Raw genomic sequence first — 17,869 nt, 5'->3', positions numbered from 1 at the left:
CGTACGAGCTCTTTCTCGAATATGGCGGTGAGGCGGGGATTCGAACCCCGGATACGTTGCCGTATACACACTTTCCAGGCGTGCTCCTTCAGCCACTCGGACACCTCACCATATTGTTTGTTCCGTTGCTGCTGGAACGGGCGCTAATTTAGGGAAATCCGCTGCTTGCGTCAATAAACTTTTTTAAAAAAAGGATCGTTTAGACAAACTTCAAGCAACTTGCTTTTAAATCAGTCATAAATCGCCTTTTTTGCCACCACAATGCTTTTTACGGGACTGATAAGATAATTTTGCTATGCTGAGGATCCGCTAAAAAAATCAATCAATACCGCGCCGAAGAGATAAAAATACGATGGCGCTTTATGTCAGGAGTAGTTATGGAGATCATCTTTTACCATCCGACCTTTGATACCCCGTACTGGATTGCCCAACTGAGCAAGCAACTGCCGGGCGCGAACGTTCGCGAGTGGAAAAAGGGCGACAATGAGCATGCCGACTATGCGCTGGTCTGGCATCCACCGGTAGAAATGTTGCAGGGCCGCGATTTAAAAGCCGTGTTTGCGCTGGGGGCTGGCGTAGATTCCATTCTCAGTAAGTTAAAAGCGAACCCGGAAATGCTGCCGGAGTCGATTCCGCTGTTTCGCCTCGAAGACACCGGCATGGGCCTGCAAATGCAGGAATATGCCGTAAGTCAGGTGCTGCATTGGTTCCGCCGCTTTGATGATTATCAGGCACAGCAGCAGAAATCTGAGTGGCAGCCGCTGGCCGACTATCATCGCGAAGATTTCACTATTGGTATCATGGGCGCAGGTGTGCTGGGCGGTAAAGTGGCTGAAAGCCTGCTGGCGTGGGGCTTCCCGGTACGCTGCTGGAGCCGTAGCCGCAAAACGTTGCCCGGTGTGCAAAGTTTTGCCGGAACCGAAGAACTGGGCGATTTCCTGCGTGAAACGCGCGTTTTAATCAACCTGCTGCCGAATACGGCGGAAACCGTTGGCATTATTAATCTCGATCTGCTGAATCAGTTGCAGGATAACAGTTATCTGCTGAATCTGGCGCGCGGCGTGCACGTCGTGGAGGATGACCTGTTGCAGGCGCTCAACGACAATAAGCTGAAGGGCGCGATGCTCGATGTCTTTAGCCGTGAGCCGCTGCCGCAGGAAAGCCCGTTGTGGCAGCATCCGCGCGTGGTGATGACCCCGCACATCGCCGCGGTCACCCGCCCGCAGGAGGCCATTGCGTATATTGCCCGTACGATTACGGGGCTGGAGCGTGGCGACCACGTGAGTGGTCAGGTCGACCGTCAGCGTGGTTACTAATCGCCTCCACAAACCCGGCTTCTGCCGGGTTTTCGCTAATAAAAGGCCTGGTTTCCTGCTATTCTTGGCGCTAACACGATAGAGGAGAATGTGATGTATCCTGTTGACCTGCATATGCACACTGTTGCCAGCACGCATGCTTATAGCACGCTGCATGACTATATTGCCGAAGCGAAACGTAAAGGCATCAAACTCTTTGCTATCACCGATCACGGCCCGGATATGGCCGACGCACCGCACGCCTGGCACTTTATTAATATGCGTATCTGGCCGCGTATCGTTGATGGCGTGGGGATCCTGCGCGGTATCGAAGCAAACATCAAAAATACTCAGGGTGAAATCGACTGTACCGGGCCGATGCTGACCTCGCTTGATTTCATTATTGCGGGCTTCCACGAGCCGGTTTTCCCGCCGCAGGATCAAGCCACGCACACGCAAGCGATGATTGCCACGATGGCCAGCGGTAACGTGCATATGATTAGCCACCCGGGGAACCCGAAATTCCCGGTTGATATCCAGGCCGTAGCCGAGGCAGCAGCTAAATATCAGGTGGCGCTGGAGATCAATAACTCATCGTTCCTGACCTCGCGTGTGGGTAGCGAAGGTAACTGTCGTGCTATCGCCGCAGCGGTTCGCGATGCCGGCGGCTGGCTGGCACTGGGCTCAGACTCCCACACGGCATTTACCCTGGGCGAATTTAGCGAGTGCCGGAAGATCCTCGATGCCGTCAATTTCCCCGAAGATCGTATTCTTAATGTTACCCCACGTCGTTTCCTGAATTTCCTGGAGTCACGCGGCAAAGCTCCGGTTCCTGAATTTGCCGAATTTTAATGAATGAGATGGATTAATTAATGAACGAGTTTTCAATTCTCTGCCGGGCGCTGGGCTCGCTGTACTACCGTCAGCCGCAGGACCCGCTGCTGGTACCGCTGTTCACCCTGATCCGCGAAGGGAAGCTGGCGGCGAACTGGCCGCTTGAGCAGGATGAACTGCTGACCCGTCTGCAAAAGAGCTGTGATATTCAGCAAATTGCCGCAGATTACAACGCCCTGTTTGTGGGCGAAGAGTGCCGCGTTTCGCCATACCGTAGCGCGTGGGTTGACGGTGCGTCAGAAACCGACGTGCGCGCGTTTCTTACGTCGCGCGGCATGCCTCTTGGCGAAAACCCTGCCGACCATATTGGTACTTTATTGCTGGCTGCTTCCTGGCTGGAAGATAATGCCGCAGAGGATGAAAACGAGGCGCTTGAGACGCTGTTTGAAGAGTATCTCCTGCCATGGGTTGGCACTTTCCTTGGCAAAGTAGAAGCCCATGCCGCGACCACATTCTGGCGTACCCTGGCGCTCCTGACCCGCGAAGCGATTAGCGCCATGTGGGACGAGCTGCAGGAAGAGGAAGAAGAGTGATATAAATCACGTTTATGATGCAATGAATGTAATTGCATTGCGTAAAACGTGTTCACGATCTCACTAACTCGGCGGGCATCTGCTAAAATGCCCGCCATGAACATACTTCTCTCTATAGCAATCACCACAGGCATTCTCTCCGGCGTTTGGGGCTGGGTAGCGGTGTCGTTGGGATTATTAAGCTGGGCCGGTTTTCTCGGCTGTACCGCCTATTTTGCCTGCCCACAAGGTGGGCTGAAGGGCCTGCTTATCTCCGCATGCACCACGATGAGCGGCGTGCTGTGGGCGCAGGTGATTATTTACGGCAGCGCAATGGCGCCGCACCTGGAGATCGTCGGCTACCTGATGACGGGCGTGGTGGCGTTTCTGATGTGTATTCAGGCAAAACAGCTGCTGTTGTCGTTTGTTCCCGGTACCTTTATCGGAGCCTGCGCAACGTTTGCCGGGCAGGGCGACTGGCGCCTGGTCGTCCCTTCACTGGCCGTTGGGCTGGTTTTTGGTTTCGCGATGAAAAACAGTGGGCTATGGCTGGCGAATCGGCGAACTTCTGCCTCAACACAACGCGCAGCAGAATAATAAAAACCGGCGACCTTGTGGTCGCCGGTTTCGTTTTTAGTTGCTCATGCCGCTGATTTCAATTTGCGAGGTTTGATTGGTTTTCCTGTCGGTAATATTCATCACCAGCTGACCATCCGTGTTCGTCACGTTGACGATAAAATCTTCCGTCACCAGCTTACCGGGTTTCCCCTGACTGACGTTACCCATCAAACTCCCCAGTAACTGAGACTGGATTGATGACGTGAAGGCGCTGAGTGCAGAGGTTTGATCATACGAATCATCGGAGTTCGGCGCGGAGTAGCCGTTTTGCGCCTGTGCTTCAGAAAGCAGCGTGGAGCCATTTAATGGGTTACCACCAAAATTTGGGTTAACCGGGGTATAGACAAGCTGCCCCGCGATACAGACGTTCGCCAGCATAATGCCTGCCAGACCCAACAGCACTTTATGACGTTTTAACATGGTGTGCCCTCAATCAAATACTGCGATATTGTTTTTTGAGAACGCGTGGTATCACGACGCTTTTATCATAGTTCCCCATACAAAGATTTCCACGGTATCTAATGTAAACGCTCTGAATAAACAAAGCACAAAATAATATTAGTGAGGGAAATCAATCTGATTCTTTATTTGCGGCATAATACCTTGTCAGAAAAATAGTACTTTTTTCTGACGGTAACGGACAAATCCTGTTTTTGTATGAGTACGAAATATCCGCAGGGGAATAATCTTATTACCATATGTGAAATTTTGTATATGCCTGGCAACGTGCCGGGATGCAGTAATATATTCGTTTTTTTACAAGGGGGTAATCAATAGTTTAATTACATCGACCGGAGGTATTCTATGAGAGGCTATGTCCTCGCAGCATTACTGACATTCACTCCTATGGGTGTTTATGCACATTCTATTTCAAATGAACATCCTGATTTGTCCTCCCTGTCTGCTGAAGATTACGCGTTACCAGATAAATTGAACTTACCTCGCAATGCGACCAACGCATGGATCAAACAGAATGGTGATGGGCTCCGGGCTGATATCGATCAATATCATACAGGTAGAAATACTAACGCAATTATTCAACAACAAGGTGGAGGGCATACGGCTGATATTACACAACTTTATGGCAATAATGATCTTGCTATTATTAGTCAGGCGGGTTGGGGTAATGATGCTGAAATAATACAAAAAGGTTCTGGGAACGCAGCGGCTATTTCTCAGGACGGTTATTCAAATTATGCGAAAATTGTTCAGGTTGGAAATAACCTGGCAGGTATTAAGGTAAGTCAAACTGGAGTAGGTAAAACTATCACCGTAAAAGTCACCCATGGCTATACGCGGTAGTTTATTTAACCCGTTACGTTAACTACATAATAGGTACTACTATGAATCTCTGGAAATTGACAGCAATCGCATCATTAGTTATTTCTGGAAGTGCCTTCGCGCAATATACCGGACCTGCGGTAACCGACGGTGGTAATTCCGAACTCACCACAACCGCTGGGCTTGCGAACGATGCAGTCGCTGCTCACGGCAGCGAAGTACCCAGCTTTGGGCCGAATGCGGGTAACAACAGTGAACACGTCGCCATCTACCAGGGCGGCTCAAGCGGCAGTGGTCATGGTGGCCACGGCGGTCATGGCGGTTGGGATGATAAAGGCGGCTCGGGTTATGGCAGCGGCAATAATCTGGCCAACGTCGAGCAGGATGGGGCGAAAGGCTCTTCAACGCTGATTTATCAGGAAGGGGGGAATAACTCTCTGAGCACCCTGCAAACCGCAAAAGACAGCCTGTTGTATATTCGCCAAAGCGGGGGTAAAAACAACACCATCGGTACCGGGCTACTCGATTCGAAAGGCGGCTCTTCCGGTAATACCTTCACCCAAAGTGGTTCCGATAACCAAATGGTGATTAACCAGGATCAGAGTGATAACCACATCTACAGTCCAGGCCAATCGGGTACGCATAACAAAGCGGTGATTTACCAGAAAGGTAAAAATGACCTGACCGCGAACCTTTCCGGTAACTATAACGAAGCCTATATTAGCCAGAATGGGCAAGGCAACGGCGCAACCGTGAATCAGTCAGGTAGCTTCAACGACCTGACACTGAAACAGAAAGGCAACTACAACACCGCAGACCTGACGCAAACCGGCGGCGGCTTCTACGACGGTAAAAACGATCGTAAAGGCGGCAGTGGTCACAGTAGCGGAGGCAACGTGCTGGATGTGACTCAGCTTGGCTTCAAAAACGATGCTACGGTTAACCAGAATGGTAGCAGCAACACCATTACGCTTGAACAGAACAGCAGTAATGGTATCGCGACTATCGATCAAAGCGGCGGGACCAGTCGTAACACTGTCACTGCGACCACCAACGTCAATAATGGCCTGGTGGATGTCGATCAGACCAGCGGCACCAAAGACAGCGATGTTGTCATTAATCAGAGTGGCGGCAGCAGCTGGGATAAATCGTTCGATGATGATAAACACGGTGGCGGCTACGGCACCCTGGTGGCAGCCGCTAAAGTTCTGCAAACCAGCGCCAATGGCAGCAGTGTGAACATCAATCAAACCGTCGCAGGCATTTCAACCACGGCATATGTGAAACAGACCGGGTCTGGCAACACAGCAATTGTGAATCAACACTAAGTGATACTTTGCCTGATGAGCCGCCACGTTTGTGGCGGCTTTTCTGTGCGCGGAATAAAGGAACCAAAACCGGCTGCGCAGAGCAGACAGCCGGCAAGATACGCTATCAGGAGCTGCTTTCGCTCGCGGCTTTCGGCAGCGGTGCCTGCGGTGGGAGGAGATTTGGTTGCGCTGGCACGTTCGGGCGAACCGTTTGTGGTGGCGGCGATTGCGTGAGTTCATCGGGCATCAGCAAGCCTTCCACGGCCTCTTTGCGATAGCGCGTCAGGACTTCGGAGTTGATGTCTGCGGCATTACTCAGCGCCCACAGTTTCTTGTTGATTCCATCGTTAATCAGGTGGATGACGCCTTCTTCAATGGCCGACATCAGGCAGGTCATCACCGGCTCGTTGGTGGTAAAGCCCGCTTCGCCTTCTAACAGACGCTGGTAATCAATAAAGCGGAAGACGCCTGCCTGAATTTCATAAGAGAGAATCGTTTTGCTGGTATTTACCGAGGAGAGCACTTCGCCAGTATGGACATTCACAATACGCAGGTTAACGGCCACCTGATCTAATTGATACTGGGTGCTGCCGCCAATACCAAAATAGCGCGCGCCGAAGCCACCGGTTTTCACGTTACTGGCATAGCCAATAATCGACCCTTCAACAATTACGTTCGCTGAATAGAGCGAGGGAAGCGGGCTGGCGTTATTATCACCGACGGTACCATTTTGCTGGGCGGCACGAATAATTTTTCGTTCATTAAGCAGGTTATTCAACCCCTGACGCTCCAGAGGAACAAACCAGCGAGAGTCTTTCAGAGAGGAAACCAACATTGCCGTGGCGCTTTGTGGTACCGATGTTGAAAAGTTACTGGCCGGATAAGGCTGGAACTGGCCCGTCTCATCCTGGATATTATAGACAGCAACATATATTTTTCCGCGCGGCTGAGGGAGCGAAACCAGATCTTTATAGGTCGCATCACGCGGAAGTAATGTAGGTTTGGCGGCTTCTTGTGGTGGTGTTGTAATGCACCCAGACAAGAGTCCAGCTACAACTGCCAGAGTAACGATACGCATCTTGTTCTTGCCTCTCTGAATGGTGACATTTAAATACCCCTCTGTGAAATATTTACGCAAGAAGTCGTGAGCACAATTAATAATAATTAATTGCGCTACGACTATTTTCCGGGTTGTAAATTACAACAGCACAAAAGGACTATTTTTCTATAATATATTTCAAATTAGTATTCGTCGGAGGAAAGGTCTCCAGTTTGCAATAACGCTTGATTTATAATCCTTTTTTGTATTTCTTCCTGTACTGATGCGACGGCTTGCATAATCACCGCATCATAATTTCGCATGACAGGTGAAACTATTGTCTGGAAGACAATATCTTGATTATAGCGAATGGTCATAATACTGCCCCAGCGTGCGCTGGGGCGTTCAATAATAATCAGGTTAATTTTATTATCTGTCCAGTGCTCGCTAAAATCTCGGCAGAACTTTTGTCCCACCGAGGTAACAGCACGAGTGACAATCAACCCTGGTACTTCAAGTTCTGCCGCCGCGGCTGGCGCAAGATGTAAAAGCAGAACTGTCGCCAATACAGGAACGGTTTTCATCGTAGTCACCGTAGGTATTTGTTCGCCCAAAACACCGCCTGAGTTCGGTTCTTCACCGAGAGCTTTTTAAAGAGATTGTAGATATGCGTTTTGACTGTGTTCTCGCTGATGAACAGCAGATGAGCAATTTCGATGTTGGAGGCGCCTTGTCGAAGTTTGCTCAGGATCTGTTTTTCGCGATGTGTCAGGTCAACGGTTTCATTCCACTGCGGATGGGACAAATTTAGCTGCTGTGTAAGATAGTCATTAATCGACTTCGGAAAGAATTTCTCACCCCGGCATACGGTTCTGATACCTTCTATTAAATTTTCTTCGCCGGTTTCTGTATGGAATATACCGCTAATCATCGGCCATTCGACAATGTCACGGTGATGATAATGTGGCGGAATATTAAAAAGCAGTGTTTTAAACTTTTTCTGGCAGTTTTGCAGATCCTGGCACCACTGCCGCGAAGTCTGTTCTTCAAGGGACATCATGTCGAATAAAAGCAGATCGCCATCTTCAATCGTCGAACTGTCGATGACATCACAATGTTTAAGTGTCACTTCATTATAGAACCGCTTCTTAAGTGCCTGTAACAAAAGCGTTGATTGCAATGACGGTTTTGTTATCAGAAACAAAAATCTGGGCTCAGACGGATTCTTATTCGTTCTCATGGTTCACTCCAGAGAGATATATGCCATTTTTATATAGTTGAAATATAAGGTTAAACAGCAGCAACACGCACGCTCAGGCGACCGCAGGAAACGCGGCAATGCCAATGGACTACGAAATATGAATTAACCTAAAATTTAGGTAGGCAAAATTAATTAAACAAGTTTTTATAATGTAACAAAATGTAAATTTGAGTTATGTTTTTTTCTTAAAGATGTTTCGTATGATGAATGTCAAAAATTGAAAGCAGTATTAATATGTATCTTGATGATATCTAATGTTTTTAATAAAAATAATAAAAAAGCATTAGTTACATTACCCGCGTGAGTGAGATAGATTTCGATTAATTTTATTAACCTTTTTCATTGTATTATGAATAATATATTCGCGAGTTTTCGCCTTTGGCAATAATAGCTTAAGACAATTCTTATTGAACTCATGGTGATAGAGGATATGGGCCGCGTCGCCGTGACTCGTCCAGGTCGATAAAACAGTGCAGAGAGGTTAATCCTAAGATGACCGGTCTCATTCTTGCTGCAATGGTTATTGGAACGCTGAGCTTTGACGCGAAAAGAGAGGGCGATCAGGTCACCGTGATCCCCATGGTGACGCTGCCCCTAGAGTGCCAGTGTGAAGTCAGTATGGAAACCGAACGGCAGGGCGCATCGGGGTCGAGCCGAAGCCGACAAAAAAGTGTGCTGGTAATACAGGCGCGCAGACCCCAGGCGCTGGCAACGCTAATTTTGACACCTTCGCCGGGCGACAATGTGGTGGTGACGGTTCATGTGTCTGATGGCCGCAATATCGATCTCACAGAAACCTGGACCCTTGACCCACAAAAAACCTGAATGCCTCTCTGTCTAAAGTATCTTCCCCCACTGCCGATAGCTTCTCTGTTGGTAATCGCGGTTTGAATTGCCAATAGCGGGTCATTTAACTCTCTGAAAATAAATGACGTATTGAACAACACAACATTTAATTTCATTCGCTGATTGCTGATTCCTCCAAAACATCTCATGTGCTGCTAGCCTGAAAAGATGCACAGATGACCCATCGTAATCAACAATCAGGGATGAGGCTTTGTGAAGAGGCTTACATGAAAGCATTTTTCGGTAATGCGTTGTTGATACTCTGTTTAACTCCCGCCGTCAGTTTTGATGCGCTGGCGGGGTCCGAGCGATTAGGCCAGGGAGGCGTTATTCACTTTCGCGGGCAAATTGTTGAAGGGGGATGCTCGGTGGACCCCTCGATGCGCAATGTTAAAGTTTCTTGTTACCGCGACGGTAATCATCATCAAAATACGATTCCCGTCACGTCGCTTTCGCACGGAGAAACACAACATCTGAAGGATGCTACGCTGGATATGCAGTGGCTGAATAAACAGAAAACGCTTGCTGTGATAAGCGTGCAGTATCAATAATGGCAACCCCGCAGAGGGTTTCTATTATTTGTCAGTAAGCTCACCACCTCTATTATCGAAACGGATAACAGGTTTGTGGTCGGCAGGAGGTCAGCATGACAGCACGTATTCAGGTGTTGCAGGGAGATATCACCCAACTTGACGTGGATGTGATCGTCAATGCGGCAAACCCATCTCTGATGGGTGGTGGCGGCGTTGATGGTGCCATTCACCGTGCCGCAGGCCCGGCGTTAGAAGAAGCCTGTGCGGTCGTGCGTCAGCAACAAGGGACGTGCCCGCCGGGTCATGCTGTGATTACCCACGCGGGTAATCTGAAGGCGAAGGCGGTTATCCATACTGTCGGGCCGGTATGGAAAGGCGGCGATGCGCACGAAGCCTCGCTGCTGGAGCAGGCCTATCGTAACAGCTTGCAGCTGGCGCTGGATAACGGCTATCAGAGCGTTGCGTTTCCGGCGATTTCGACCGGTGTTTACGGCTACCCGAAACCCGCCGCCGCAGAAATCGCTTTCCATACGGTTGAGCGTTTTCTGACGTTTCACCGCACGCCGGAGAAAGTCTGGTTTGTCTGTTATGACGAAGAGAACGCCCGGCTGTATAAACGTTTATTAAGCCAGCAGGGCGACGACGTCGACGCATAAAAAAACGCCTGATACCGCAACGTATCAGGCGTTTTTGTTTGGGCGTTAGCCGCGTGAAGGCTGCGCTTTTTCAACCTTCTGCTGCGGTTTACCTGAGAACAGGAAACGCAGTAACGGAATACGCAGGTGGATCTCGTACAGCACCAGCGCACAGCCAATCACAAAGACCAGCCCGGTAATAAAGCCCACGATATTGGAGCTAATATTCGGCGTGATCCACGCGCCATAAAACAGCGTCAGCGGATGGTGCACCAGATAGATAAACAGCGAGGCGTTCACGAAGTAAGTGACGCGCGCAGACTGGAAATTCAGCAGGCGGTGGCCCAGCGAGAACACCACATTAACCATCCACAGACCCAGCACCATAGTGATCACCGACTCGGTTTCATACATCCACGCATCGCCGGAACCATATTGTTGATTCAGACGATAGGCGATGAAACCGGCAATGGCAGCCATCACGCACGGCCAGGAGGTGGTGGTAAACAGCGCTTTCACGCGTGGGTGAATAAATGCCAGCGCGCCCAGCACGAAGAAGGGGATATAGAACAGCGTCTGCATCACCACAAAGTTAAACAGGCCATCACTGAGAATTGGCGGGTAAACGATAAACAGCGTGCGTCGGATTGCGGCGTACATCACGCCCAACAGCAGGAACCAGACCGTCAGTTTTCCCATGGTCAGGTTATCTAAACACCCTGGCGTCTGACGGCGTTTAATGACCTTGAATGCCCAGATGCCAAGTGTGGTCAACACCACAAGAACCAATAAAAACCACAGATGCGACACCAGTTCCCATACCAGCGTATTATATTTGTCATAGAGCGACAGCGTGTGCCAGCTTTCCGTCTTGCCTTTGACGTGTTGCAGCATGAGAAACTGCGGCAGCGTCAGCAGCGGGATCGCGGTCAACATGGGGATCCCGACGCGCTCTACGCGCACTTTCCACCATTTCTTCAGCGGATAACGCAAAAATAGCATGTAGGAGAAGTAGCCGGAGATAACAAAAAACACCTGCATGCGGAAGGCATGAATAAAATCATTAAATAGCGTGAGCCACCATGAGGGTTCAACGCTGTTAACATGCCAGGTGTGGCTGGAGTAAATCAGAGAAATGTGAAAAGGGATACCCAGAAGCATCAGCCATGCGCGGATGGAATCAAGGAAATACTCGCGCTGTGCAGGTACATTATTCATAGAGTTAGCTAAATTCTCAGACTATTCGTCTTATCGCACGCGGCGATAACGTTTACATTCGACGCAACCCTACACCAAGTCCGGGTACCTGTCTCCAGGATAAGCACGCAAAGTGCAAAAAGCAGTTAACGGTTGCTTATTCCCTGAGCCGCTATGCTGAACAATATGGGGATTATGTTGTCGGATTGCTTGAGTTTCCAGTAAAATGGATCGGATCGATTTAAGCACACAAAGGGGGAAGTGCTTAGCTATATGAACAATAAACCACAGATGATGAAAATGCGCTGGATTGGCGCTGCCGTAATGTTGTCCCTGTGTACTTCATCTGCATGGGCGTTTAGCATTGATGACGTTGCAAAGCAGGCGAAATCACTGGCCGGGAAGAGCTATGAAGCGCCGAAGAGCAACCTGCCTTCCGTATTCCGCGAGATGAAATACGCGGACTACCAACAGATTCAGTTCAACCATGATAAGGCCTACTGGAGCAACGTTAAGACCCCATTTAAGCTCGAGTTCTACCACCAGGGTATGTACTTCGACACGCCGGTTACCATTAACGAAGTTACCGCTACGTCCGTACGCAAAATTAAATACAACCCGGACTACTTTAACTTCGGTGATGTACAACACGATAAAGACACCGTAAAAGACCTGGGCTTTGCCGGTTTTAAAGTGCTTTATCCTATTAACAGCAAAGGCAAAAACGACGAAATCGTCAGCATGCTGGGTGCCAGCTACTTCCGTGTCCTGGGCCAGGGGCAGGTGTATGGCTTATCCGCACGTGGTCTTGCTATCGACACCGCTTTACCGTCCGGTGAAGAATTCCCGCGTTTCCGTGAATACTGGATCGAGCGTCCGAAAGCCACCGACAAACGCCTGACCATCTACGCACTGCTGGATTCTCCGCGCGCCACCGGGGCTTACCGTTTTGCCATCATGCCGGGTCGCGACACGGTTGTGGATGTACAAACCAAAATCTATCTGCGTGACAAAGTCGGTAAACTGGGTGTCGCGCCGCTGACCAGTATGTTCCTGTTCGGGCCGAACCAGCCATCGCAGGTCACTAACTATCGCCCGGAACTGCATGACTCTAACGGTCTGTCTATTCACGCGGGCAACGGTGAGTGGATCTGGCGTCCGCTGAATAACCCGAAACATCTGGCCGTCAGCAGCTATGCGACTGAAAATCCACAGGGCTTTGGCCTGCTGCAACGTGGACGTCAGTTCTCCCGCTTTGAAGATCTCGACGATCGTTATGACCTGCGCCCAAGCGCCTGGATCACCCCGAAAGGTGACTGGGGCAAAGGCACCGTTGAACTGGTTGAAATTCCGACCAACGATGAAACCAACGATAACATCGTCGCTTACTGGACGCCGGACCAACTCCCGGAAGCCGGTAAAGAGATGAACTACAAATACAGCATCACCTTCAGCCGTGACGAAGACAAACTGCATGCGCCGGATAGCGCGTATGTCGTGCAGACGCGTCGTTCTACCGGTGATGTGAAACAGTCCAACCTGATTCGTCAACCCGACGGTACGCTGGCCTTCGTGGTTGATTTCACCGGCGCGGACATGAAAAAACTGCCGCAGGATACGCCTGTTACTTCACAAGCCAGCATTGGCGACAACGGTGAAATCGTTGAAAACAGCGTACGTTATAACCCGGTCACTAAAGGCTGGCGCTTGACGTTGCGCGTTAAAGTGAAAGATCCGAAGAAAACCACTGAAATGCGCGCGGCGTTGGTCAACGCTGACCAAACGCTGAGTGAAACCTGGAGCTATCAGCTGCCTGCCAATGAATAAGACAACGAAGTACATTGACGCGCTGTCGCTCACGGAGGCTGAAAAATCGGCGCTGCCCGATTCCAGCCTGCGTGCCGTGCACGAAGCGCTGGATACCGAGCATCAAACGTTTGAACGCGATGACGATACCCCACTCGCATCCGTGAAAGCGCGTCTTGAGCAAAACTGGCCAGACTCTCTGGCCGGTGACCAGCTCATCAAAGATGACGAAGGCCGCACCCAGCTTCAGGCAATGCCGAAAGCGAAGCGTTCTTCCATGTTCCCGGACCCATGGCGTACCAACCCAATTGGTCGCTTCTGGGATCGCCTGCGCGGTCGTGATGTTACCCCGCGCTATGTCTCTCGTCTGACGAAAGAAGAGCAGGAGCACGAGCAAAAATGGCGTACGACGGGTTCTATCCGCCGTTACATTTTGCTTATCCTGACGCTGGCGCAGACGGTGGTGGCGACCTGGTACATGAAAACCATCCTGCCGTATCAGGGCTGGGCATTTATTAACCCGATTGATATGGTTGGCCAGGACCTGTGGGTCTCCTTTATGCAGCTGCTGCCGTATCTGCTGCAAAGTGGCATCCTGGTGTTGTTTGCCGTGCTGTTCTGTTGGGTCTCTGCCGGTTTCTGGACCGCGCTGATGGGCTTCCTGCAACTGCTGATTGGCCGGGATAAATACAGTATTTCCGCGTCCACGGTGGGCGATGAAGCGCTGAACCCGGAACATCGCACCGCGCTTATCATGCCTATCTGTAACGAGGACGTCGATCGCGTCTTCGCGGGCCTGCGCGCGACCTGGGAATCCGTGAAAGCCACCGGTCAGCAGAAACACTTCGATGTGTACATTCTGAGCGACAGCTACAACCCGGATATCTGCGTTGCTGAACAGAAAGCGTGGATGGAGCTGATTGCCGAAGTGCAGGGCGAAGGGCAGATCTTCTACCGTCGTCGTCGTCGTCGTGTGAAGCGTAAAAGCGGTAACATCGATGACTTCTGCCGCCGCTGGGGTAGCGAATACAGCTACATGGTGGTGCTGGATGCCGACTCGGTGATGTCGGGTGAGTGCCTGACCAACCTCGTGCGCCTGATGGAAGCGAACCCGAACGCCGGGATCATCCAGTCTTCACCGCGCGCGTCCGGTATGGACACGCTGTATGCCCGTTGTCAGCAGTTCGCCACACGCGTCTATGGCCCGCTGTTTACCGCCGGTCTTCACTTCTGGCAGTTGGGGGAATCCCACTACTGGGGGCATAACGCTATCATCCGCGTGAAACCGTTTATCGAGCACTGTGCGTTAGCGCCGCTGCCGGGTGACGGTAACTTTGCCGGGTCGATTCTGTCGCACGACTTTGTGGAAGCCGCGCTGATGCGTCGTGCAGGGTGGGGCGTGTGGATTGCCTATGACCTGCCGGGCTCCTATGAAGAACTGCCGCCGAACCTGCTCGATGAGCTGAAGCGTGACCGTCGCTGGTGTCAGGGTAACCTGATGAACTTCCGCCTGTTCCTGGTGAAAGGGATGCACCCGGTTCACCGTGCGGTGTTCCTGACCGGCGTAATGTCTTACCTTTCTGCGCCGCTGTGGTTCCTGTTCCTGGCGTTGTCAACGGCGCTTCAGGTGGTGCACGCGCTCACCGAGCCGCAGTACTTCCTGCAACCCCGCCAGCTGTTCCCGGTGTGGCCGCAGTGGCGTCCTGAACTGGCGATTGCGCTGTTTGCGTCAACCATGGTGCTGCTGTTCCTGCCGAAACTGCTCAGTATTATTCTGGTGTGGTGTAAGGGGCCGAAAGAGTACGGCGGCTTTATCCGCGTGACGATTTCTCTGCTGCTGGAAGTGCTGTTCTCCGTGCTGCTGGCACCGGTGCGTATGCTGTTCCACACCGTGTTCGTGGTCAGCGCGTTCCTTGGCTGGGAAGTGGTCTGGAACTCGCCGCAGCGTGATGATGACTCTACCCCGTGGGGCGAAGCGTTTATGCGTCACGGCTCTCAGCTGCTGCTGGGGCTGGTGTGGGCGGTTGGTATGGCATGGCTGGATCTGCGTTTCCTGTTCTGGCTGGCGCCGATCGTCTTCTCGCTGATCCTTTCGCCGTTCGTCTCGGTGATTTCGAGCCGTTCAACGATCGGCCTGCGCACCAAGCGCTGGAAACTGTTCCTGATCCCGGAAGAGTACAACACGCCGAAAGTGCTGGCGGATACGGATGCTTACCTGCAACTGAATCGCAATCGCACGCTGGAAGATGGCTTTATGCACGCGGTGTTTAACCCGTCATATAACGCGCTGGCGACCGCCATGGCAACCGCACGTCACCGTGCCAGCCATGTACTGGAGATTGCGCGCGACCGCCACGTTGAGCAGGCGCTGAACGAAACGCCGGACAAACTTAACCGCGACCGTCGTTTAGTGTTGCTGAGTGACCCGGTTACCATGGCGCGTATGCACTATCGCGTATGGGCTGCGCCTGAGAAATACACATCCTGGGTGGATGAGTATTCGAAACTGGCGATTAACCCGCTGGCGATGAAAGCAAAATAAGCCGTAAAAATACGAAAATACCGGCGTTACAGCCGGTATTTTTTTGTCTGACGTTGAGGTGTTGCATGAAATTCGTACTGGTTATCGCCATGACGCTGTTACTGAGCGGATGCGGCAGCGTTATCAGCCGCACCATTCCCGGCCAGGGACACGGAAACCAATACTATCCAGGCGTGCAGTGGGACCTGCGTGATTCCGCGTGGCGTTGGCTGACGATAATTGACCTGCCATTTTCGCTGATCTTCGATACGCTCCTGTTGCCTATCGACGCCAGCCACGGCCCTTACGAATAATCAGCGCTCATCCCACTCATCTGCCGCAGCCTGGCCCTCCTCGGTATCCAGCGAGGGTTCGAGCTGAAATTCGCCCTCATCCCATTCATGCAGCGTATTCTCTTCCAGCCACTCCTGGCGTAGCTCAATTTCGTCATAATCGCCGTCAAAGACGCTCTGGGCCGCTTCCCCACTCAGCACCGGCAGGCACTCGCCTTCTTCGCTGTCGTCGGCAAAGAATTCTGCCTGCCACATGATGTCGCCATCCTGCAAAACGTACTTCTGGATATTCAACTGCTGAACATCCGCATCGCTCTCTTCAATGGAGGGGTTATCGGCGAGGAACTCTTCTCGCGCCGCGTCAATAGCTTCTTCAAGCGTGGCATACATAGTCATCTTATTCTCCCTGCGATTTGACGTGGACTCAGGAGTTGCCCGTTGAGACGGGCAACATTCCGGGTATATTCAGGGAAAGAATAGCTTAAGATTGGAACGGGCAAGAAAAAATGGCTGAAAATCACCTGACTGTCTTAGCCGGGGTGCGACGACGCAGGCTAAAGCCGGTATAGATCGCATTGCACAACACCACCGCGGCGGTAATGCAGAAGACCGCGCGAAAACCGTAGCTCGCCGACACCGCCGAGCCAATCAGTGGTCCGGTCACGTTGCCAATATCGCGAAACGACTGGTTATAGCTGAACACCCGCCCGGCAATCTGGTTGCTGGCGTTATACACCAGCAGCGTTTGCACCGCGGGCAGCAGGGCGCCATCGGCGGCGCCGAGCAGAAAACGCAGGATGCCAAGCTGCAACGGGTTTTGTACAAAAGACATGGGGATCAACAGCAGCACGGAGAGGATCAGCGCGGTGATAAGAATCTTTTCCGGGCCAATTCTGTCGCCCAGTTTGCCAAGCCTTGGCGCGCTCAGCAGCGCGGCGACGCCGGGTACGGAGGCAATCATCCCGCTGATAAACGCAATGTTGCTGACGTTGCCTGCGAGATCGCGCACGTAAAGCGTCAGGATCGGCGCAATAGAGCCGGTGGCGACCTGAATAATCAGGGTGGTGACAAACAGGCTGAGCACCAGTTTGGGGTTCTTCAGCGAGCTTATTACCTCACGGGCGTGAAGCATCTCTTTTTTATTTACCGGGGTGAACTGTTCGCGAATCAGCAGCAAGGTCAATACAAAGCACAGGAACAGCACCGTGGCGGTAATGAAAAAGACGGGTCGTAAACCGTAGCTATCCGCCAGCAAACCGCCTGCCAGCGGCCCGAGGAGCGCACCGCTGACGCCACCCGTTGAGAGTGTCCCCAACGCCCAGCCGCTTTTATTTCGTGGTACCTGGGTGGCAATCAGCGCATTGGCATTGGGCACAAAACCGCCCAGCACACCCAGCAGCGCGCGCAGCACTAAAAATTGCCAGATATTCTGCGCCAGACCCATCAGCAGCATGACGATAGCCATTCCCAGCGCCGAGCGCAGCAGCATGATTTTTCGGCCTTTTCGATCGGCCAGACCGCCCCAGAAGGGCGAAGCAATGGCGGAAAACAGGAACGTAATACTGAAGACAATCCCTGACCACAGATTAAGTTCACTGTGGCCGGTCACGCCAAGTTGCTCGACGTACAGAGGAAGAAAAGGCATCACCAGGCTGAATGCCGCGCCGGTCAGAAAGCAGCCAAGCCAGGCGATGGTTAGATTACGTTTCCAGTTTATGGGAGCATCAACATCAGAAGCAGGCATAAAATTCCAAAAGTGAGCAGGGGGAACAGATAATTCAATAAGCCTGCTAATTATGCGCTCGTGTGATTGTTACTGCAATGCCAG

Annotated in this window: 19 protein-coding genes and 1 tRNA gene; 12 read left to right on the top strand and 8 right to left on the bottom strand. The window is 51.7% G+C overall.

Features of this window, described 5'->3' with window-relative positions:
* Positions 1-22: 22 nt before the first annotated feature.
* A tRNA-Ser gene (locus tag G163CM_RS08450) sits at positions 23-110 on the bottom strand.
* Between the two features lie 267 nt (positions 111-377).
* Between G163CM_RS08450 and ghrA the strand changes: the two genes are divergently transcribed.
* From ghrA to G163CM_RS08430, 4 genes are all read left to right on the top strand, one after another.
* Positions 378-1,316, top strand: a complete 939-nt coding sequence (gene ghrA, locus G163CM_RS08445) for a glyoxylate/hydroxypyruvate reductase GhrA (protein ID WP_231827695.1) — start codon at positions 378-380, stop codon at positions 1,314-1,316.
* Positions 1,317-1,409: 93 nt separating this feature from the next.
* Positions 1,410-2,147 (top strand): phosphatase, encoded by a 738-nt coding sequence (locus G163CM_RS08440; protein WP_015964910.1) that lies wholly within the window; start codon positions 1,410-1,412, stop codon positions 2,145-2,147.
* A 20-nt stretch (positions 2,148-2,167) separates the two neighbouring features.
* The gene (locus G163CM_RS08435) at positions 2,168-2,722 is read left to right on the top strand and encodes a TorD/DmsD family molecular chaperone (protein WP_231827694.1); all 555 of its coding nucleotides are present in this window, start codon (positions 2,168-2,170) and stop codon (positions 2,720-2,722) included.
* A gap of 96 nt (positions 2,723-2,818) precedes the next feature.
* Entirely contained in the window at positions 2,819-3,298 is a 480-nt protein-coding gene (locus G163CM_RS08430; RefSeq protein ID WP_041686477.1) for a DUF1097 domain-containing protein, read from the top strand.
* Between the two features lie 36 nt (positions 3,299-3,334).
* Here the strand turns inward: G163CM_RS08430 and G163CM_RS08425 are convergent, their stop codons facing one another.
* Entirely contained in the window at positions 3,335-3,739 is a 405-nt protein-coding gene (locus G163CM_RS08425) for a curli assembly protein CsgF (RefSeq protein ID WP_231827693.1), read from the bottom strand.
* A 384-nt stretch (positions 3,740-4,123) separates the two neighbouring features.
* Here G163CM_RS08425 and G163CM_RS08420 point away from each other — a divergent pair, with 384 nt between their 5' ends.
* Both G163CM_RS08420 and G163CM_RS08415 read left to right on the top strand, forming a co-directional pair.
* Positions 4,124-4,621: a hypothetical protein gene (locus tag G163CM_RS08420; protein WP_231827692.1), complete on the top strand. Its 498-nt coding sequence runs from the start codon at positions 4,124-4,126 to the stop codon at positions 4,619-4,621.
* A gap of 41 nt (positions 4,622-4,662) precedes the next feature.
* Positions 4,663-5,928 (top strand): hypothetical protein, encoded by a 1,266-nt coding sequence (locus G163CM_RS08415; RefSeq protein ID WP_015964905.1) that lies wholly within the window; start codon positions 4,663-4,665, stop codon positions 5,926-5,928.
* 106 nt (positions 5,929-6,034) lie between these two features.
* Here the strand turns inward: G163CM_RS08415 and G163CM_RS08410 are convergent, their stop codons facing one another.
* From G163CM_RS08410 to csgD, 3 genes are all read right to left on the bottom strand, one after another.
* Complete coding sequence (locus G163CM_RS08410) at positions 6,035-6,988, bottom strand: CsgG/HfaB family protein (RefSeq protein ID WP_231827691.1); 954 nt, start codon at positions 6,986-6,988, stop codon at positions 6,035-6,037.
* A gap of 164 nt (positions 6,989-7,152) precedes the next feature.
* Positions 7,153-7,533, bottom strand: coding sequence for a CsgE family curli-type amyloid fiber assembly protein (locus tag G163CM_RS08405; protein ID WP_231827690.1), 381 nt, complete (start codon positions 7,531-7,533; stop codon positions 7,153-7,155).
* Positions 7,534-7,538: 5 nt separating this feature from the next.
* Positions 7,539-8,189, bottom strand: coding sequence for a biofilm master transcriptional regulator CsgD (gene csgD / locus G163CM_RS08400; RefSeq protein ID WP_231827689.1), 651 nt, complete (start codon positions 8,187-8,189; stop codon positions 7,539-7,541).
* 513 nt (positions 8,190-8,702) lie between these two features.
* Between csgD and csgC the strand changes: the two genes are divergently transcribed.
* From csgC to ymdB, 3 genes are all read left to right on the top strand, one after another.
* Positions 8,703-9,035: a curli assembly chaperone CsgC gene (gene csgC / locus G163CM_RS08395; protein WP_231827688.1), complete on the top strand. Its 333-nt coding sequence runs from the start codon at positions 8,703-8,705 to the stop codon at positions 9,033-9,035.
* A 197-nt stretch (positions 9,036-9,232) separates the two neighbouring features.
* On the top strand, positions 9,233-9,607 hold the full coding sequence (locus tag G163CM_RS08390) for a fimbrial protein (protein WP_231827687.1): 375 nt from the start codon (positions 9,233-9,235) through the stop codon (positions 9,605-9,607).
* A gap of 95 nt (positions 9,608-9,702) precedes the next feature.
* The gene (ymdB, locus tag G163CM_RS08385) at positions 9,703-10,245 is read left to right on the top strand and encodes an O-acetyl-ADP-ribose deacetylase (protein ID WP_015964899.1); all 543 of its coding nucleotides are present in this window, start codon (positions 9,703-9,705) and stop codon (positions 10,243-10,245) included.
* A 45-nt stretch (positions 10,246-10,290) separates the two neighbouring features.
* Here the strand turns inward: ymdB and mdoC are convergent, their stop codons facing one another.
* Complete coding sequence (gene mdoC, locus G163CM_RS08380) at positions 10,291-11,442, bottom strand: glucans biosynthesis protein MdoC (protein ID WP_231827686.1); 1,152 nt, start codon at positions 11,440-11,442, stop codon at positions 10,291-10,293.
* Positions 11,443-11,694: 252 nt separating this feature from the next.
* On the opposite strand from mdoC, the gene mdoG reads away from it, so the two are divergent.
* From mdoG to G163CM_RS08365, 3 genes are all read left to right on the top strand, one after another.
* Positions 11,695-13,248 (top strand): glucans biosynthesis protein MdoG, encoded by a 1,554-nt coding sequence (gene mdoG / locus G163CM_RS08375; protein ID WP_231827685.1) that lies wholly within the window; start codon positions 11,695-11,697, stop codon positions 13,246-13,248.
* Positions 13,241-15,769 carry a glucans biosynthesis glucosyltransferase MdoH gene (gene mdoH, locus G163CM_RS08370; RefSeq protein ID WP_231827684.1) on the top strand — a complete coding sequence of 843 codons (2,529 nt, stop codon included), beginning with the start codon at positions 13,241-13,243 and terminating at the stop codon, positions 15,767-15,769. Before mdoG ends, mdoH begins: the two co-directional genes overlap by 8 nt.
* A gap of 65 nt (positions 15,770-15,834) precedes the next feature.
* Positions 15,835-16,062 (top strand): YceK/YidQ family lipoprotein, encoded by a 228-nt coding sequence (locus G163CM_RS08365; RefSeq protein WP_015964895.1) that lies wholly within the window; start codon positions 15,835-15,837, stop codon positions 16,060-16,062.
* On the opposite strand, the gene G163CM_RS08360 is transcribed toward G163CM_RS08365, so the two are convergent.
* Together G163CM_RS08360 and mdtG are read right to left on the bottom strand one after the other, a co-directional pair.
* Positions 16,063-16,437 (bottom strand): MysB family protein, encoded by a 375-nt coding sequence (locus tag G163CM_RS08360; RefSeq protein ID WP_231827683.1) that lies wholly within the window; start codon positions 16,435-16,437, stop codon positions 16,063-16,065.
* Between the two features lie 121 nt (positions 16,438-16,558).
* Complete coding sequence (gene mdtG, locus G163CM_RS08355) at positions 16,559-17,785, bottom strand: multidrug efflux MFS transporter MdtG (protein WP_231827682.1); 1,227 nt, start codon at positions 17,783-17,785, stop codon at positions 16,559-16,561.
* Between the last annotated feature and the right edge of the window lie 84 nt (positions 17,786-17,869).

Source organism: Pseudocitrobacter corydidari (genome assembly GCF_021172065.1).
Lineage (GTDB): Bacteria > Pseudomonadota > Gammaproteobacteria > Enterobacterales > Enterobacteriaceae > Pseudocitrobacter > Pseudocitrobacter corydidari.
The sequence above is the reverse complement of the archived record's forward strand: the minus strand, read 5'-3'. Positions and strand labels throughout refer to the sequence as shown.

Excerpts from the sequence above, each read along its gene's own strand:
- ghrA (WP_231827695.1), top strand. The coding sequence starts at position 378 with ATGGAGATCATCTTTTACCATCCGACCTTTGATACCCCGTACTGGATT.
- G163CM_RS08440 (WP_015964910.1), top strand. The coding sequence starts at position 1,410 with ATGTATCCTGTTGACCTGCATATGCACACTGTTGCCAGCACGCATGCT.
- G163CM_RS08435 (WP_231827694.1), top strand. The coding sequence starts at position 2,168 with ATGAACGAGTTTTCAATTCTCTGCCGGGCGCTGGGCTCGCTGTACTAC.
- G163CM_RS08430 (WP_041686477.1), top strand. The coding sequence starts at position 2,819 with ATGAACATACTTCTCTCTATAGCAATCACCACAGGCATTCTCTCCGGC.
- G163CM_RS08425 (WP_231827693.1), bottom strand. The coding sequence starts at position 3,739 with ATGTTAAAACGTCATAAAGTGCTGTTGGGTCTGGCAGGCATTATGCTG.
- G163CM_RS08420 (WP_231827692.1), top strand. The coding sequence starts at position 4,124 with ATGAGAGGCTATGTCCTCGCAGCATTACTGACATTCACTCCTATGGGT.
- G163CM_RS08415 (WP_015964905.1), top strand. The coding sequence starts at position 4,663 with ATGAATCTCTGGAAATTGACAGCAATCGCATCATTAGTTATTTCTGGA.
- G163CM_RS08410 (WP_231827691.1), bottom strand. The coding sequence starts at position 6,988 with ATGCGTATCGTTACTCTGGCAGTTGTAGCTGGACTCTTGTCTGGGTGC.
- G163CM_RS08405 (WP_231827690.1), bottom strand. The coding sequence starts at position 7,533 with ATGAAAACCGTTCCTGTATTGGCGACAGTTCTGCTTTTACATCTTGCG.
- csgD (WP_231827689.1), bottom strand. The coding sequence starts at position 8,189 with ATGAGAACGAATAAGAATCCGTCTGAGCCCAGATTTTTGTTTCTGATA.
- csgC (WP_231827688.1), top strand. The coding sequence starts at position 8,703 with ATGACCGGTCTCATTCTTGCTGCAATGGTTATTGGAACGCTGAGCTTT.
- G163CM_RS08390 (WP_231827687.1), top strand. The coding sequence starts at position 9,233 with ATGACCCATCGTAATCAACAATCAGGGATGAGGCTTTGTGAAGAGGCT.
- ymdB (WP_015964899.1), top strand. The coding sequence starts at position 9,703 with ATGACAGCACGTATTCAGGTGTTGCAGGGAGATATCACCCAACTTGAC.
- mdoC (WP_231827686.1), bottom strand. The coding sequence starts at position 11,442 with ATGAATAATGTACCTGCACAGCGCGAGTATTTCCTTGATTCCATCCGC.
- mdoG (WP_231827685.1), top strand. The coding sequence starts at position 11,695 with ATGAACAATAAACCACAGATGATGAAAATGCGCTGGATTGGCGCTGCC.
- mdoH (WP_231827684.1), top strand. The coding sequence starts at position 13,241 with ATGAATAAGACAACGAAGTACATTGACGCGCTGTCGCTCACGGAGGCT.
- G163CM_RS08365 (WP_015964895.1), top strand. The coding sequence starts at position 15,835 with ATGAAATTCGTACTGGTTATCGCCATGACGCTGTTACTGAGCGGATGC.
- G163CM_RS08360 (WP_231827683.1), bottom strand. The coding sequence starts at position 16,437 with ATGACTATGTATGCCACGCTTGAAGAAGCTATTGACGCGGCGCGAGAA.
- mdtG (WP_231827682.1), bottom strand. The coding sequence starts at position 17,785 with ATGCCTGCTTCTGATGTTGATGCTCCCATAAACTGGAAACGTAATCTA.